The 16,169-nt window shown below is 64.6% G+C and carries 16 protein-coding genes; 14 read left to right on the top strand and 2 right to left on the bottom strand.

The genetic code is table 11. The features are described from left to right. Window positions 1-19: 19 nt before the first annotated feature. Together RF641_RS03260 and RF641_RS03255 are read right to left on the bottom strand one after the other, a co-directional pair. Window positions 20-481, bottom strand: coding sequence for a GNAT family N-acetyltransferase (locus tag RF641_RS03260; protein ID WP_047121054.1), 462 nt, complete (start codon window positions 479-481; stop codon window positions 20-22). 67 nt (window positions 482-548) lie between these two features. Then, entirely contained in the window at window positions 549-1,169 is a 621-nt protein-coding gene (locus RF641_RS03255) for a TetR/AcrR family transcriptional regulator (protein ID WP_047121055.1), read from the bottom strand. A gap of 228 nt (window positions 1,170-1,397) precedes the next feature. On the opposite strand from RF641_RS03255, the gene RF641_RS03250 reads away from it, so the two are divergent. The 14 genes from RF641_RS03250 to RF641_RS03185 all read left to right on the top strand — a co-directional run bounded on the left by RF641_RS03250 (window position 1,398) and on the right by RF641_RS03185 (window position 16,166). Next, a complete protein-coding gene (locus RF641_RS03250; protein ID WP_113606677.1) occupies window positions 1,398-2,552 on the top strand; it encodes an acyl-CoA dehydrogenase family protein in 1,155 nt (384 codons plus the stop codon). Between the two features lie 60 nt (window positions 2,553-2,612). Then, window positions 2,613-3,827, top strand: a complete 1,215-nt coding sequence (gene dxr / locus RF641_RS03245; protein WP_424572492.1) for a 1-deoxy-D-xylulose-5-phosphate reductoisomerase — start codon at window positions 2,613-2,615, stop codon at window positions 3,825-3,827. Next, the gene (locus tag RF641_RS03240) at window positions 3,824-5,179 is read left to right on the top strand and encodes a M50 family metallopeptidase (RefSeq protein ID WP_424572491.1); all 1,356 of its coding nucleotides are present in this window, start codon (window positions 3,824-3,826) and stop codon (window positions 5,177-5,179) included. The genes dxr and RF641_RS03240 overlap by 4 nt, the downstream gene beginning before the upstream one ends. Window positions 5,180-5,202: 23 nt before the next feature. Continuing rightward, a complete protein-coding gene (locus RF641_RS03235; protein ID WP_047121059.1) occupies window positions 5,203-5,502 on the top strand; it encodes a YciI family protein in 300 nt (99 codons plus the stop codon). Window positions 5,503-5,591: 89 nt separating this feature from the next. After that, the gene (gene arfB / locus RF641_RS03230; RefSeq protein WP_047121060.1) at window positions 5,592-6,014 is read left to right on the top strand and encodes an alternative ribosome rescue aminoacyl-tRNA hydrolase ArfB; all 423 of its coding nucleotides are present in this window, start codon (window positions 5,592-5,594) and stop codon (window positions 6,012-6,014) included. A 124-nt stretch (window positions 6,015-6,138) separates the two neighbouring features. Further along, complete coding sequence (locus RF641_RS03225) at window positions 6,139-6,693, top strand: NAD(P)H-dependent oxidoreductase (protein ID WP_047121061.1); 555 nt, start codon at window positions 6,139-6,141, stop codon at window positions 6,691-6,693. A gap of 152 nt (window positions 6,694-6,845) precedes the next feature. Beyond that, entirely contained in the window at window positions 6,846-8,012 is a 1,167-nt protein-coding gene (ispG, locus tag RF641_RS03220; protein ID WP_047121062.1) for a flavodoxin-dependent (E)-4-hydroxy-3-methylbut-2-enyl-diphosphate synthase, read from the top strand. A gap of 37 nt (window positions 8,013-8,049) precedes the next feature. Further along, window positions 8,050-8,862 carry a GNAT family N-acetyltransferase gene (locus tag RF641_RS03215; protein ID WP_052772606.1) on the top strand — a complete coding sequence of 271 codons (813 nt, stop codon included), beginning with the start codon at window positions 8,050-8,052 and terminating at the stop codon, window positions 8,860-8,862. A gap of 96 nt (window positions 8,863-8,958) precedes the next feature. Next, on the top strand, window positions 8,959-9,645 hold the full coding sequence (locus RF641_RS03210; protein WP_424572490.1) for a hypothetical protein: 687 nt from the start codon (window positions 8,959-8,961) through the stop codon (window positions 9,643-9,645). 253 nt (window positions 9,646-9,898) lie between these two features. Further along, window positions 9,899-10,408, top strand: coding sequence for a hypothetical protein (locus RF641_RS03205; protein WP_424572489.1), 510 nt, complete (start codon window positions 9,899-9,901; stop codon window positions 10,406-10,408). 78 nt (window positions 10,409-10,486) lie between these two features. Further along, window positions 10,487-11,233 (top strand): hypothetical protein, encoded by a 747-nt coding sequence (locus RF641_RS03200; protein ID WP_424572488.1) that lies wholly within the window; start codon window positions 10,487-10,489, stop codon window positions 11,231-11,233. Between the two features lie 302 nt (window positions 11,234-11,535). After that, the gene (locus RF641_RS03195; protein WP_424572658.1) at window positions 11,536-13,347 is read left to right on the top strand and encodes an amino acid transporter; all 1,812 of its coding nucleotides are present in this window, start codon (window positions 11,536-11,538) and stop codon (window positions 13,345-13,347) included. Between the two features lie 175 nt (window positions 13,348-13,522). Continuing rightward, on the top strand, window positions 13,523-15,310 hold the full coding sequence (locus RF641_RS03190) for a proline--tRNA ligase (RefSeq protein ID WP_047121067.1): 1,788 nt from the start codon (window positions 13,523-13,525) through the stop codon (window positions 15,308-15,310). Between the two features lie 67 nt (window positions 15,311-15,377). Next, window positions 15,378-16,166, top strand: a complete 789-nt coding sequence (locus tag RF641_RS03185) for a TSUP family transporter (RefSeq protein WP_424572657.1) — start codon at window positions 15,378-15,380, stop codon at window positions 16,164-16,166. The last annotated feature ends 3 nt before the right edge of the window (window positions 16,167-16,169 follow it).

Raw genomic sequence — 16,169 nt, 5'->3', positions numbered from 1 at the left:
GCATCAATGCTTGGCGCCGCTAGTCCAGCTGCATGACGTTCTCGGTGACGACTTCTGCGCGGGCGTTGGAGAAGATCTGCTCGGTGCCCACGGTCTTGAAGCCGCGGCGCTCAAGGACCTTGATGGAGCCGAGGTTGTCCTGCACCACGTGGGCCATCAACGGGCGCTTGGTGAACTCGGCCAGGAACGCATCCACCGCGCTGGTGGTGATGCCCTTGCCCCAGAACTTGGTGGAGGTCCAGAAGTTGATCTCGGGGGCTTCGCCGTCGAAGACCAGGATCGAGCCGGCGACTTCGCCTTCGTGCTCGATGGTGCGCACCAGCACCGTGGGATCGTTCAGGATCTGGTTCCAGTGGTGGTCGAACACCGAACGATCAGCAGGATTGCGCGCCTGGTAAGCGGCCATCAGATTCGCTTCTGGTTCCTGCTGGTGAGCGAAGAATGCGTCCAAGTCGGAAGCGCGGACCTCACGTAGCTGCACGGCAAAGGCCTTTCGATCGGGTGGGAAGCGTGCCGGTTGGCAGGCTTCAAAGAGCAAGGGCTTAGAACTAGGTTACCGGTGAAGTCAGCGCCGCAAGCGCCATATTGGACAGCAGCGGCTTTAATCCCGACTTTTTGGTGCGCGGATTGTGCGCCGAATGCGCGGTGGAGTTCAGCAGGCCGAACACCGCGTGCGCGCGGAAGCGGTGCGACTGCGCCGAGTCCCTGGGATGCAGCTTGGCCAGCTGCGCGGTCCACAGCGCGATATAGGAGTTCTGCAGCTTGCGCACCAGCGCCAGCTCGGCCTTGGGCAGCGATTTCAGGTCCCGGTCCTGCACCTGCAGGATGTCGGGGCGCGAGAGCGAAAAATCGGTGTGGAAATCCACCAGCCGGGAGAGCACCTCGATCGGCTCGCCGCCGGCCTCGGCCGCGGCCTGCCCGCCGTCGTGGATGTCCTTGGACATGTCCACCAGCAGGGCGATGAGCACCGCCTGCTTGCCGGCGAAGTGGCGGTAGACCGCCGGGCCCGAGATGCCGCACGCGGCGCCCAGGTCTTCCAGCGACACCCCGGCGTAGCCGTGCTGGGCGAACAGGCGGGTTGCCTCGCGCAGCAGCGCCTCTCGGCGTTCGGCCTTGGCGCGCTCGCGGTCCGTTGGCTCATGCAGCGGCTGGTACCTTGCCACAGGCATCATCTCCTTGCGAATGCCGACCCCGACTATGGACAACTATGATGCCTGCCACTAGTGTCAAAAATGTGGCTGATACTAAAAAATATCGGCGATCAGTTAACGAATATTAACCATACGCGCCTTGGGTGTGAGCGGCCAAGTAATGCTGGCCTCAGGGCGACACGACCCGTCATCCGGTGCCGGCACACCGCGCAGCTGGATGGGGAACCCCGATGGAGAGAGAGCCCCATGCTTGATCTGGAACTCGATGAGCAATACCAGGACCTGGTAAACCTCGTTCGCGACTTCGCCCAACAGGTCGTGGCCCCGCAGAGCGCGGCCAACGACGCCAACAAGACCTTCCCCTATGACATTGTGAAGCAGATGGGTGAACTGGGCTTGTTCGGGCTGCCGATTTCCGAGGAATACGGCGGCTCGGGCGGCGACTACTTCCACCTGGCCCTCGCGCTGGAGGAACTGGGCAAGGTGGACCAGTCGGTGGCCATCACCCTGGAAGCCGGGGTGTCGCTGGGCGCCATGCCGCTGTACCGCTTCGGCAGCCAGGAGCAGAAGCTGACCTGGCTTCCGGAACTGGCGGCCGGGGAAAAGCTGGCCGGCTTCGGGCTGACCGAGCCCGGGGCGGGATCCGATGCCTCGGCGGCGCTGACCCGCGCCCGGCTCGAGGGCGGCGAATGGGTGATCGACGGGGGCAAGGAATTCATCACGAACTCCGGTACGGATATCACCTCCCTGGTCACGGTCACCGCGGTGACCGGCATGGACGAATCCACCGGAGAGAAGCAGATCTCGGCTATTATCGTCCCCTCGGGCACCCAGGGGTTCACCGTCGCTCCCGCCTATGACAAGGTCGGCTGGAGGGCCAGCGACACCCATGCGCTGCACTTCGACGGCGCCCGGGTGCCGCAGGAGAACCTGCTCGGCGAGCAGGGGCGCGGCTATTCCTACTTCCTGGAGATCCTCGACGAGGGGCGCATCGCCATCGCCGCCCTGGCCACGGGCGCAGCCCAGGGATGCCTGGACGAGGCGGTGGCCTATGCCAAGACCCGCACGACCTTCGGCACCCCGATCGGCAAGAACCAGGGAATCTCGTTCATGCTGGCCCGCATGGCCACCCGGGTGCATCTGGCGCGCCTGGCCTACTACGCGGCGGCGGCGAAGATGCTGGCGGGCAAGGACTTCAAGGTGGAGGCCGCGCACGCCAAGCTGGTGGGCAGCGAGGCGGCCATGGACAACGCCCGGGACGCCACCCAGATTTTCGGCGGCTACGGTTTCATGAACGAATCCCTGGTGGCCAGGCACTACCGGGACTCCAAGATCCTTGAAATCGGGGAGGGAACCACCCAGGTGCAGCAGCTGCTGATTGCCCGCAGCCTGGGGCTGTGAGCGCCGGCGCGGAGGCGGCGCTCTTTGGGACCTCACAGTTAGAAGAACCATAATGGATGGGTGAGCACCAAAGATTTTTCTCCCGAACCAGGGCGGCCGCGCCGCGTCACGTTGATCGGTTCCACCGGGTCCATCGGCACCCAGGGGCTGGATGTCATCGACAACGCGCCGGAGCAGTTCAGCGTTGCCGCGCTCAGCGGCGGCTACAACCTGGAGCTGCTGGCGCGCCAGGCGGTGAAGTTCCGCCCTGCCGTGGTGGGCAGCGCCGTGGATTCCACGCAGGAGCTCGCCGACGCGATCGCCGCGGCCGCGCATCAGGCCTCGGTGCACGGCTACGCGCCCGAGCTGTTCGCCGGCCCGCAGGCCGCCACCGAGGTCGCCGGGTTCGCGGACGCCGACGTGGTGCTCAACGGCATCACCGGCGCTATCGGCCTGGAGCCGACCATCGCCGCGCTGAAGGCAGGGCACCTGCTGGCGCTGGCCAACAAGGAATCATTGATCATCGGAGGCCAGGTGGTCAAGCAGTTCGCCGCACCGGGGCAGATCGCCCCGGTCGACTCCGAGCACTCGGCCCTGGCCCAGGCGCTGCGCTCGGGCACCCCTGACGAGGTGGCCAAGCTCATCGTCACCGCTTCCGGCGGGCCGTTCTTCGGCTACAGCTACGACCAGCTTCGCGATGTCAACCCGCAGCAGGCCATGGCCCACCCGACCTGGGACATGGGCCGCGTGGTGACCACCAACTCAGCCACCATGGTCAACAAGGCACTGGAAGTCATCGAAGCGCACCTGCTCTTCGACGTGCCGCTGGACCGGATCGAGCCGGTGGTGCACCGCCAGTCGATCATCCACTCCATGGTCGAGTTCATCGACGGGTCGGTCATCGCCCAGGCCTCGCCCCCGGATATGCGCCTTCCCATCGCGCTGGGCATCAACTGGCCGCACCGTGTGGCCGGCGCCGCCACAGCCTGCGACTTCTCCACCGCCTCCAGCTGGACCTTCGACCCGCTGGACGAGTCGGTGTTCACCGCGGTGAAGCTCGCCAAGCAGGCCGCCGCGGCCTCCGGAACCCACATGGCCGTGTACAACGCCGCGAACGAGGTCGCGGTGGATGCATTCCACGACGGGAAGATCCGCTTCACCGACATCGTGGAGACCATCGAGCGCGCGCTGGATGACTACACCCCGGTCAACGCGGAGCCCAGCGTGGAAGTGGTGCTCGAGACCGACAAGTGGGCTCGCGCCCGCGCGTCGAAGATCCTGGGGGCTGGCGCATGAGCACCGTGCTGTTCATCCTCGGAGTGGTCTTCATGGTGCTGGCCATCGGAGTCTCCATCGCGTTGCACGAGGTCGGGCACCTGGTGCCGGCCAAGCTGTTCGGGCTGCGGGTGCCGCAGTACATGATCGGCTTCGGCAAGACCCTGTTCTCCTTCAAGCGCGGGGAAACCCAGTATGGCATCAAGATGCTGCCGCTGGGCGGCTACATCTCCATGGTCGGCATGTACCCGCCGCGCCCGGCCGCCGAAGGCGAGGCGGGGGCGCCGCGGAAGAAGCCGAACCTGTTCCAACGCGTGTTCGGCCAGATGGTCGATGACGCGCGCTCGCAGGCCAACGAGAACGTCAAGCCCGAAGACGAAGGCCGGATGTTCTACCAGCTGCCCACCTACAAGCGGATCATCATCATGCTCGGCGGACCGTTCATGAACCTGGTGATCGGCTTCGTGCTGATCGGCATCGTGCTCACCAGCTTCGGCATCGCCACCACCACGACCACGGTTTCCGAGGTCTACAAGTGCATCGCCACCGCGGAGAACGCCGACCAGACCGAATGCTCGGCCTCGGACCCGGCCGCTCCCGCCTACGAGGCGGGGCTGCTGCCCGGCGACACCATCACCTCGGTGAACGGCATTGCCGTGGCGCAGGGGGAGTGGAACAAGCTCACCGACGTCATCCGCGAGAACCCGGGCCAGCCGGTGTCCCTGGAGTACACCCGCGACGGCACCAGCCGCAGCACCACGATGACCCCCTACCTGACCGACCGCCCCGTCACCGACGTCAACGGCTACCCGGTGAAGGGCGCGGACGGCGAATACGAAATGGCCAAGGTCGGCTTCGTGGGCATGAGCTCCACCGTGGAGAACCTGCCCCAGCCACTGCGCGAGGTGCCCGGCGTGGTGGGCACCCAGCTGGCCAACATCGGCAACGTGATCCTGCACCTGCCGCAGCGCATGGGCGATGTCGCCCGGGCGGCCTTCGGCAGCGAGGAGCGGGACCCGAACGGCCCGGTGTCCATCGTGGGGGTCGGGCGGATCGCCGGGGAAATCAGCGCGGAAGACTCGATCTCCGTGGGGGACAAGTTCGCCACGCTGCTCTCGCTGGCCGGCGGGCTGAACCTCGCGCTGTTCGCATTCAACCTGATCCCGCTGCTGCCGCTGGACGGCGGCCACGTGGTCGGCGCGCTCTACGACGGAATGAAGCGCACCGTCGCCCGAATCTTCAACATCAAGAACGTCAAGCCGGTGGACACCATCAAGATGCTGCCGCTGACCTATGTGGTGGTCGTGGCCATGCTGGCGATGGGCGGCCTCTTAATATACGCGGACATCTTCAAGCCGATTCAGTTGTTCTAGGCGCAAGGATTTAAGCTGAACCCATGACTGTTTTTGCTGTTGAATACGTATACGCCGAGAACTCCGCGCAGCTGCGCAACGAGCACCGCCCGGCCCACCGGGAGTTCCTCGGAGGTTTTGTGGGCGACGGACCGGTGCAGCTGCTGGCTTCAGGCCCGACGCCGGTCAACGACGGCGCCTTGCTGATCCTGGCCGCGCAGTCTGAGGCAGCGCTCGTCGAGGTGCTGGAGCAGGACCCGTTCAGCACCACCGGTGCCCTGGCGCAGCGCATCATCACCGAGTGGAACCCGGTGACCGGCCTGCTCAAGGACTTCGCTTCCTAGAAGCCGCCATTCCACGCCCGCCCGGCGCCTGCACTGCGCAGCTTGCGCAGCGGGCGCCGGCCTGCGTTTGCCCGTGGGAGACTGGGGAGATGGACCTGCACATTTCCCGTTCGCTGGTGATCCCGGCCGCCGAGCTGTCCTGGCACTTCAGCCGCTCTTCCGGGCCCGGCGGCCAGCACGTGAATACCTCGGACAGCCGGGTGGAACTGTCGTGGTCCATCGCCGGGTCCAGGGCGCTCTCGCCCTGGCAGCGGCAGCGGCTGCTGGACAAGCTGTCCTCCCGGCTGACCGGCGGGATGCTCGTGGTCGCCTCGGCCCAGGAACGTTCGCAGTGGCGCAACCGGCAGAATGCCCAGCAGAAGCTGGCCGAGCTGGTGGCCGCCGCGTTGCGGCCCGACCCGCCGCAGCGCCGGGCCACCAAACCCACCAGGGGTTCCCAGCGCCGCCGGCTGGAGACCAAGTCGAATCGCTCAGCGACCAAGCAGCTGCGCCGCCGACCGCCTATGGACTAGAGGCGGCATCCTCCGCCAGTGAGCCAGATCACCGGAAATCGGGGAATGGATCCGGGTTGCCTGCGGGTTGAATGTAGATGAAGCGTCAGCTTTCTAACTTTCCCCTTCTTTAGGAGTATTGCCCATGGCAACCAAAGTCCTCACTCTCGTAGGTTCCCTGCGCAGCGGCTCGACCAATCAGCAGTTGGCCGAAGCCACTGTCGTCAACGCCCCGGAAGGCGTCGAGGTCGAACTGTTCGCAGGACTGGAGAACATCCCCTTCTACAACGAGGACAAGGACGTGGCAGGCAGCGTCCCCGCCGCGGCGCAGGCACTGCGCGATGCAGCCACCGCAGCCGACGCGCTGATGCTGGTCACCCCCGAGTACAACGGCACCATGCCGGCCGTCCTGAAGAACGCCATCGACTGGCTGTCCCGTCCGTTCGGCGCCGGCGCCGTCAAGGACATGCCATCAGTGGTCGTGGGCACCGCCTTTGGGCAGTACGGCGGCGTGTGGGCACAGGACGAAGCTCGCAAGGCCCTGGGCATCGCCGGAGCCAAGGTCTTGGAAGACGTCAAGATGGCCATCCCGAACTCGGTGGTCCGCTTCGCCGAGCTGAACCCGAAGGACGACGCCGAGGTCGTCGAGCAGGTCGCCGGCGTGCTGAACAGCGTCAAGGCCGTCGCCGAAGCCAACTAGGTTTCTGCCCCGCCGCAGCGGATTCCCGCGCGGCAAACAAGTAGAAAGGCCACGGTTCTTCCGTGGCCTTTCTCGCATAGACCACCGCTTTGAACGAGTCGGTGACATACTTGGGTAGAGAGTATTACCCACAATCCATTCGGAGGCATCCATTGACTTCGGTCAGCCTAGGCATGCCGGCAGCCCCACCGCCGGTTCTCGCTCCACGTCGTAAGACCCGCCAGATTCAAGTCGGGTCGGTTGGCGTGGGGTCTGACTCGCCGATTTCGGTTCAGTCGATGACCACCACCAAGACCCACGACATCAACGCCACCTTGCAGCAGATTGCCGAGCTGACCGCTTCGGGCTGCGATATCGTGCGTGTCGCCTGCCCGACGGACAAGGACGCCGAAGCGCTGAAGATCATTGCGATGAAGTCGCAGATCCCGGTGATCGCCGACATCCACTTCCAGCCAAAGTACGTCTACGCGGCCATCGAGGCCGGGTGCGGCGCCGTGCGCGTGAACCCGGGCAACATCCGACAGTTCGACGACCAGGTCAAGGAGATCGCCCAGGCCGCCAAGGACCACGGCACCTCGATCCGCATCGGCGTCAACGCCGGCTCGCTGGATCGCCGCCTGCTGGCCAAGTACGGCAAGGCAACCCCGGAGGCACTGGTCGAATCCGCCATCTGGGAAGCCTCGCTGTTCGAGGAGCATGGATTCCACGACTTCAAGATCTCGGTCAAGCACAACGACCCGGTGGTCATGGTCCGCGCCTACGAACTGCTGGCAGAAAGCGGCGACTGGCCGCTGCACCTGGGCGTCACCGAGGCCGGACCAGCCTTCCAGGGCACCATCAAGTCCGCGACGGCTTTCGGTGCGCTGCTGTCCAAGGGCATCGGCGACACCATCCGCGTCTCGCTCTCGGCCCCGCCGGTCGAGGAAGTCAAGGTCGGCAACCAGATCCTCGAATCCCTGAACCTGCGCCCGCGCAAGCTGGAAATCGTTTCCTGCCCGTCGTGCGGCCGCGCCCAGGTCGACGTCTACACCCTGGCCGACGAAGTGACCGCCGGGCTTGAAGGCATGACTGTTCCGCTGCGCGTGGCCGTGATGGGCTGCGTCGTCAATGGTCCGGGCGAAGCCCGCGATGCAGACCTTGGCGTAGCCTCCGGCAACGGCAAGGGCCAGATCTTCGTCAAGGGCGAGGTCATCAAGACCGTGCCCGAGGACCAGATCGTGGAAACCCTGATTGCAGAAGCCAACCGCTTGGCCGAGGAAATGGACTTGGGCGATGACGAGAATCCTGCCGCGGGTTCTCCAGTGGTCTCCGTCAGCTAGATCTGGCCGACGAGTCGACGAGGGACAACCGCGCATCTTGGGCCGCAGGGACACTGCGGCCCTCATCGAGCTGCTCGACCGTGACCCCGTGGCCAACATCTTCACCAGGTCCCAAGTGGAATTGCACCGCTCGGCAGTGCCGGACGGGTTCGCCCACGTGCTGGGGGTCGACGGTGAAGAAGGCCTGCTGTCCGCATGCTGGGTGGGCGCCAACATGGCGCCCACCGCCATGCCGGACGATCACGCCCACGAATACGCGCTGATGGCGCTGGCCACGCGCCAGCGCTTCGCCTCCATCTTCGGTCCGGCATCCACCGTGCTTGCCATGCACGAGGTGCTTCAGGACGGGCCGCAGCCGATATTCGACGTGCGCCGCAACCAGCCGCTGATGGAGATCCGCACCAACCCCGAAGGCATCCAGCGCCGTCGTCTGCGCGTGGCCCAGCCCGCGGAGTTCGACAAGGTCCTGCCTGCCAGCGCAGCCATGTTCGAAGAGGAACTCGGGTATTCGCCGCTGGAAAACGGCGGCAGCTTCTACCGGGGCCGCGTTCGCCAACTCATCCGCCAGGGCCACACCCTGATTGACACGGACGAGATGGGGCACATCGTTTTCAAGGCCGACCTGGGAACCGTCACCGAACAGGTCGCGCAGATCCAAGGCGTCTGGATCAACCCGATGTACCGGGGCCACTCGCTGGCCGCGGGGTATATGGCATCGACCGTTGACTACGCCCTTCAGCAAGCGCCGATCGTCAGCCTGTACGTCAACGACTTCAACGAGGCGGCGGTACGCACCTACCTGAAGGTCGGTTTCACCCAGGTTGGAACCTTCGCAACGGTCTTGTTCTAGGCCGAACCGGGAACGGGGCCGGCATCCGGCATCCCGCACTTGCCCCGGTCCATCCCATAGACTCGATTGCAGTCTCTGTAAACGACGGGAAGTGAAGTGCTGGCGCATCGACCACAAATTCTGCGGGCGGCATCCCTGGCCGTCGTCGCGTTCGTGATGGCCTCCTGCAGCGCCCCGGCGCCGTCGGACACCAATGATTCACTGGGCCCTGCCATTGAACGCAACGCCCAGCAGCTGGAAGAGGCGCTCAACCAGTTCGCCGGCGACCAGCCGGGGGCCACGGTGATCACCGACGCCCAGCTGCGCTCGATGATTCCCAAGGCGCAGCAATGGCTTGAAGACGTGGAGGTGAACCCCAGCAAATGCGGAATCACCTTCGCCGCCCCCATCGCCGAGCAGCTGCAGAATTCAGTGATGGGCGCCGTCGAAGCGGGGGACCGGCTGATCACCGTCGCCGTGTACCCTGATTCCGAAACCCTCAAATCCCAGTGGGACGCGCAGGCGGCAGCCAGCGCGGACTGCTCTCGTTACTCGGTCAAGGTCGATGGCGAATCCCGCGCCTTCCATCTGGCCAAGCAATCGGTCCAGAGCACAGCGAAACTCACCGAGGGGTACGTTGTCACCGGCAGCGACGGCAAGAAGACCTCCCAGCAGCTGGTAGTCCGCGCCGCCACCGCGAATATCCTGCTGGGCGTCCAGCAGGATACCAACGGGGCCACGATGCCGGAACATCTGGCAGCCGCTGCCGAAACCGTAGACAAGCTCATCGAGCAGCTGAACTGACGCAGAGCTGAAATCCGTCCCCGACACCAAAACATAAGGAAAATACTTCATGTCACATCGGTTCCTCTGGTTCCTTCCCCTGGCCGCAGCGCTTGCCTTGACCGGTTGTTCATCCGCAGGCCAGACGCAGCCGGAACCAGAGCAGGCCCAGACCCAGTCGCAGGACGGGTACCTGGATGCAGGGCAGGTTGAAACGGTGGTCAGGACCCTGTTGGGGGAGGATCCCTCGCTGACGGTCGTCGGAAACGAGACCATGCAACAGCAGCTTCAAATGGCCAAGGGCATGGGCTCGACCTCCGGAATCAACCCGGAAAAATGCGCCAAGCAGATGGAAAAATACACCGTCACCGACCTGACCGCGTCGGTCTCCGCCACCGGAAGCGTCACGGCTGAAAGCCTGGGCAAGGTGGTCCAGGTCTTCTCCATTACGGATGAAGCGACACGCAAGAAAATTTCCGATGCGCTTACGCTGGATGACATTTCCGGCTGCGAAAAAGTGACAGTGGAACAAAGCGGCGAAAAGCTGAGCGCCGATCGGCAGATCCTGCCCTTGAAGGTCGACGCCGACCAGTCGCTGACGATGTCCACCCAGATGGACGTCGGAGGTGGACAAAAAATGAGTTCAGTAGTTGTGCAGGCATTGAAGGGCAACAACTTCGTCATCGTCACTTTCCAGACCGGGCTCGCCGAGTCGGCAACGATGTCCGCAGAAGCTGTCGAATTGATTAACAAGGCCTTCGCTGAGATAGAAACGCTCAGCTAAGCGGTAAAAATGTTTTATTTCTAGTTGGTTTTGAAATAGAGTTGTGTCCATCACCACCAAATGTGAGGACAAAACATCATGAAGAAGCGTTCATTCCTGCTGCTTCCGCTCGCTGGCGCACTGGCGCTTTCCGGCTGCGGCGGCTCGGGCAGCGACACCACTGAGGGATCCGCGGACGCCGGAGCCGCCCAGGAGCAGTCGGCCCCTGCGACCGCGGCGCTGAGCACCGAGCAAGCCACTGCCATCGTCACCAAACTCGCCGGAGATTCCAGCGGCGCCCAGATCATGGACGGCGACACCATCGCCGCTTCGCTGCCGCAGGCCAAGAAGCTGATCGAGCAGATGGAAATCAAGCCGGAGAAGTGCGCGGAGTTCGTCAGCCAGCAGGGTTCATGGGACATCGAAGGCATCAACATGGCTGTTGCCGTGCTGATGGATGAAGCCACTATGGCCTCGACCAGCTACAGCGTGGCAGGGTATGAGGACACCGCGAAGCTGGACAAGATCACTGAACAGGCCAAGAACAAGAACCTGCAGGGCTGCGATTCATTCAGCATGGCGGTATCCGGCCAGGAAGTCGAAGCCAGCGCGAAGATCTTGGACGCTTCCTCGGATGCCGACCTGACCTACGCCACCAGCAGCGCCATGAAGATGAACGGCACCGAGGTGCCCGGCGGCAGCTACCAGATGCAGGGACTGGTCGGAAACAACGCGGTCTCGGTGGCCATGACCGGAACCGGTTCAAAGTCCGAGGCCGACGTGCTCAAGAAGCTCACCGACGAGCTGAACAAGGCCGTCGCTGAGGTCAAGGCAGTGGCCAAGTAGCCACGCGAAAGCACCCGGAAGCGGGAGCCGGAATTTCGGGGATAACCTGTTCCGGCCCCCGTTTTTGTGGATTTCGGGGCCCGGGAAAATCCCCTGATTTCTTTTGTGCAAACCAGTGACGCGGGGACGATACAGGCGTACAGTTCACATTCGTGAATACGAATATTGGGACGCTGAACGTCTCTCAGTCTTCGAATTCGGACTCGGCCCGCCTCCGCCTCTACCGGTGGTTGAATGACCAATCCGTGGGCCACGAAGACCTCGGCGATGACAAGAAACACGCCGGAAAATGGTGGCAGGTCATGTGCCTCTCGGGCCTGGACTACTTCTCCACCCTGGGATACCAGCCAGCCATCGCCGCCCTGGCCGCCGGCGCCCTGGCTCCGTTCGCCACATTGATCCTAGTTGCCGTCACCCTGGGCGCGGCCTTGCCGGTTTACCGCCGCGTCGCCGCCGAATCACCGCACGGGCAAGGATCCATCGCCATGCTCGAACGCCTGCTGCCGCACTGGAAAGGCAAGCTGCTGGTGCTAATCCTGCTGGGATTCGCTGCCACCGACTTCATGATCACCGCGACTCTTTCCGCGGCGGACGCCTCCGCCCACCTCATCGAGAATCCATTCACCCCCGAGTGGTTCACCGGCAAGCAGATCCCCCTGACGGTGATCCTGCTGCTCCTGCTCGGCGCCTTGTTCATGCGCGGATTCAACGAGGTCACCTGGATCGCGGTGACGCTGGTCGGCGCGTTCCTGACCCTGAATCTGGTTGTCATCGCAGTGTCCTTCGCCAATATCGCCGAACAACCTGTCGTGCTGGGCAACTGGATGGACTCCTTGCTGGCCGCGCACGGCAATCCCGTGATGATGCTGCTGGTTTGCCTCATCGTATTCCCGAAGCTCGCCCTGGGCCTGTCCGGCTTTGAAACGGGTGTGGCCGTCATGCCCCAGATCAGCCTGAAGCCCGGAGAATCGGCCGCGGATCCAGTAAGCCGCATCCGCGGCGCCCGCAAGCTGCTGACCACTGCCGCGCTGATCATGAGCAGCTTTCTGGTGCTGTCGTCGGTGGTCACCACGGTACTGATCCCCGCTCCGGAGTTCCAGGAAGGCGGAACCGCCAACGGCCGCGCCCTGTCATGGCTGGCCCACCGGCTGATGGGGGACGGCTTCGGGACCGTCTACGACGTCTCCACCATCCTGATCCTGTGGTTCGCCGGCGCCTCGGCCATCGCCGGGCTGCTGAACCTGATCCCGCGCTATCTGCCGCGGTTCGGCATGGCTCCCGAATGGGCCCGTGCCGTGCGTCCGCTGGTGGTCGTGGTCATCCTGGTGGCGCTGGCCATTACGTGGCATTTCGAGGCAGACGTCAATGCCCAGGGCGCGGCCTACGCCACCGGCGTGCTGGTGCTGATGAGCTCGGCAGCCATCGCGGTGACGATCTCCGCCCGGCGGTGCCGCGAGCGCGGCAAAACCATCCTGTACATGTTCGTCTCGCTGGTCTTCTTCTACACCACGGTGGTCAACTGCTTTGAGAGGCCCGAGGGCCTGAAGATCGCGGCGTTCTTCATCGGCGCGGTGCTGCTGGTGTCGCTGTCCTCGCGCTTCCGCCGCTCGACCGAGCTGCGCGCCACCTCGGTGCGCTTCGACGCGGTCGCGGAACACCTGATTTCCGAATCAGCGCGGCGGGGGATCGTGCAGCTGATTGCCCACGAGCCGGCCAACACCACGAAGGCACGCTACCGCCGCAAACTGCACCATGCGGTGCTGGCAAGCCACATCTCGGACAAGGCCCCGGTGGTCTTCCTGGAGGTCAAGGTCTCGGACTACTCAGACTTCGCCGAGGATATCGAGGTCCGCGGCATCACGCGGCATGGCTTCTGGATCCTGGAGGCGACCGCACCGTCGGTGCCCACCGCGATCGCTGCGATCTGCCTGGCGATCAGGGACAACTACGAGGTCATGCCGCACATCTACTTTCGCTGGACCGAGGGCAACCCGCTGAGCAACCTAGCCCGCTTCCTGCTCCTGGGGCAGGGCGAAATCGCGCCGCTGACCCGCGAGGTCCTGCGCGAAGCGGAACCGGACCTGCAGCGCCGGCCCTGGGTGCACGTGGGCTAGGAGCCTGTGCCCGGTGCATCGTGTGTCGGCGCCGGAACCGCAGTGCCCGGGCGAAGAGCCGAACCCGGTAGGATTGGAGGTGGTTGCCACGACGGCAGCTCACAACAGATTTTGCCTAGCACGGCGGCAGCTGCTCATCCATGGGTCTGCCGTCATACGGAAAAGGACACCACGCGTGGTTTTGAAGCTTTCCACAACGTTCCTGCGCACCCTGCGCGAAGATCCGGTTGACGCCGAGGTTGCCAGCCACAAACTCTTGGTTCGCGCCGGCTACATCCGCCGCGCCGCACCTGGCATCTACACCTGGCTCCCGCTGGGTCTGCGGGTCCTGGCACGTGTGGAAGCCATCGTCCGTGAAGAGATGAACGCCATCGGCGCCCAGGAAGTCCACTTCCCGGCGCTGCTGCCGCGCGAGCCGTACGAGCAGACCGGCCGCTGGACCGAATACGGCGAGGGCCTGTTCCGCCTCAAGGACCGCAAGGACGCCGATTACCTGCTGGCTCCGACCCACGAGGAAATGTTCACCCTGCTGGTCAAGGACCTGTACAACTCGTACAAGGACCTGCCGGTCTACCTGTACCAGATCCAGAACAAGTACCGCGACGAGGCGCGCCCCCGCGCAGGCCTGCTGCGCGGCCGCGAATTCATCATGAAGGACTCCTACTCCTTCAACATCGACGACGAAGGCCTGGACGAGGCCTACATGGCCCACCGCGGCGCCTACCTGAAGATCTTCGAGCGCCTGGGCCTGGAAGTTGTCCCGGTGTTTGCCCAGGCAGGCGCCATGGGCGGCTCGAAGTCCGAGGAATTCCTGCACCCGACCGCCATCGGCGAGGACACCTTCGTGCGCTCGCCGGGCGGCTACGCGGCCAACGTGGAGGCAGTGACCACAGTGGTCCCGGAGGCCATCGACTTCACCGATGCCCCGGCCTTCGAGGTGCTCGACACCCCGGATACCCCGACCATCGACACCCTGGTCGCCGCCGCCAACGAGCTGCGCCCGCGCACCGACCGCGCCTGGGAAGCCAAGGACACCCTGAAGAATGTCGTGCTGGCGATCATCGACCCCGAGGGCAACCGCCACCTGGTCGTGCTGGGTGTTCCCGGCGACCGCCAGGTCGACGAGAAGCGCTTGGAAGCAACCATCGGCGCGGCCCTGGGCATCAACGGCGAGGTCGAGGTCGAGCAGGCCACCGCCGAGGACCTGAAGAGCCACCCGGAGATTGTCACCGGCTACCTGGGCCCCGCCCTGGGACTGGACCAGCAGCTGCTGGGCAGCGAAACCGAGCACGGCGTCACCTACCTGGTCGACCCGCGCGTGGTCTCCGGAACCACCTGGATCACCGGCGCCAACGAGAAGGGCAAGCACGTCTTCGGCCTGGTGGCCGGCCGCGACTTCACCTTCGACGGCACCATCGAAGCTGTCAACGTGCTGGAAGGCGATCCGGCACCGGACGGCTCCGGTCCGCTGCGCACCGAGCGCGGCATCGAGATGGGCCACATCTTCCAGCTCGGCCGCAAGTACGCGCAGTCCCTGGACCTGAAGGTCCTGGACCAGAACGGCAAGCTGCAGGTTGTCACCATGGGCTCCTACGGCATCGGCGTCACCCGCGCGGTGGCGGCGCTGGCCGAGGCCTACCATGACGAGAACGGCCTGGCCTGGCCAAAGCAGATTGCCCCCGCCGACATCCACATCGTGGTCACCGGCAAGAGCGCCGAGCTGCTGGAAGCCGGCGACAAGCTGGCCAAGGAATTCGAAGCCGCCGGCAAGGAGGTCATCTTCGATGACCGTCCGAAGGTCTCGGCCGGCGTGAAGTTCTCCGACGCCGAGCTGATCGGTGTGCCGACCATCGTGGTCGTCGGCCGCGGCCTGGCCGACGGCCTGGTCGAGGTCAAGGACCGCGCCACCGGCGAACGCCGCGATGTGCAACTGAGCGACGTGGTGGTCGAGCTGTCCGCCTAGGACGCCAGCCGGCGAAGCCATGACAATTGAATAGGAGAGTAGCGCGGTGCAAGAGGTTCTCGATTTCCTGTCCGTCAACGGCGAACCAGTCTCCCTGTGGCCCCTGCTCCTGCTGCTGTTGGCAGGGTTCGGGGCCGGGTGGATCGATGCGGTGGTTGGCGGCGGGGGATTGATCCAATTGCCCGCGCTGCTGCTCTTTCCCGGCATCAGCCCGGTCCAGGCGCTGGCAACGAACAAGATGGCATCCATCTTCGGAACCGCAACCAGCGCCGTGACCTATTACCGGCGGACCAGTCCAGACCTGAAAACCGCCATACCCATGGCGCTGACCGCGATGGTCGGCGCCTTCGGCGGCGCGGCGCTGGCCACGATGCTTCCGGCCGCCGCCATCAAGCCGATCATCATCGCCGCGCTGGTGGCGGTATTGCTGTTCACGATGCTCAAGCCCAGGGCCGGCGAACTTTCCCGCCTGCGCTACAGCGGCAAGCAGCACTACCTGCGCGCGGTGCTCATAGGCCTGGTGATCGGCGGCTACGACGGGATGATCGGCCCGGGCACCGGGTCCTTTTTGATCATCGCCATGGTGACGGTCCTCGGGTACAATTTCCTGCAGTCGTCGGCGAAGGCGAAGATCGTCAACCTGCTTACCAACTTCGGCGCCCTGGCCTTGTTCCTGCCCACCGGCCACGTGCTGCTGGGCGTGGGGCTGGCCATGGGCGTGATGAACATGCTCGGCGGCTATCTCGGCGCGCGCATGGCCATATCCAAGGGCAGCAAGTTCATCCGCATTGTTTTTGTGGTGGTAGTTGCCGCGCTGATCCTGAAGCTCGGTTCCGATCTGGTCTTGGGATACTGACCC

This window comes from Arthrobacter sp. 'calajunan' (assembly GCF_046940185.1).
GTDB classification, from domain to species: domain Bacteria; phylum Actinomycetota; class Actinomycetes; order Actinomycetales; family Micrococcaceae; genus Glutamicibacter; species Glutamicibacter soli.
This window is presented reverse-complemented; position numbering and strand designations above follow the sequence as displayed.

Excerpts from the sequence above, each read along its gene's own strand:
- RF641_RS03235 (WP_047121059.1), top strand. The coding sequence starts at position 5,203 with ATGACTGTTTTTGCTGTTGAATACGTATACGCCGAGAACTCCGCGCAG.
- RF641_RS03225 (WP_047121061.1), top strand. The coding sequence starts at position 6,139 with ATGGCAACCAAAGTCCTCACTCTCGTAGGTTCCCTGCGCAGCGGCTCG.
- arfB (WP_047121060.1), top strand. The coding sequence starts at position 5,592 with ATGGACCTGCACATTTCCCGTTCGCTGGTGATCCCGGCCGCCGAGCTG.
- RF641_RS03255 (WP_047121055.1), bottom strand. The coding sequence starts at position 1,169 with ATGCCTGTGGCAAGGTACCAGCCGCTGCATGAGCCAACGGACCGCGAG.
- RF641_RS03250 (WP_113606677.1), top strand. The coding sequence starts at position 1,398 with ATGCTTGATCTGGAACTCGATGAGCAATACCAGGACCTGGTAAACCTC.
- RF641_RS03205 (WP_424572489.1), top strand. The coding sequence starts at position 9,899 with ATGCAACAGCAGCTTCAAATGGCCAAGGGCATGGGCTCGACCTCCGGA.
- RF641_RS03240 (WP_424572491.1), top strand. The coding sequence starts at position 3,824 with ATGAGCACCGTGCTGTTCATCCTCGGAGTGGTCTTCATGGTGCTGGCC.
- RF641_RS03195 (WP_424572658.1), top strand. The coding sequence starts at position 11,536 with ATGTGCCTCTCGGGCCTGGACTACTTCTCCACCCTGGGATACCAGCCA.
- RF641_RS03200 (WP_424572488.1), top strand. The coding sequence starts at position 10,487 with ATGAAGAAGCGTTCATTCCTGCTGCTTCCGCTCGCTGGCGCACTGGCG.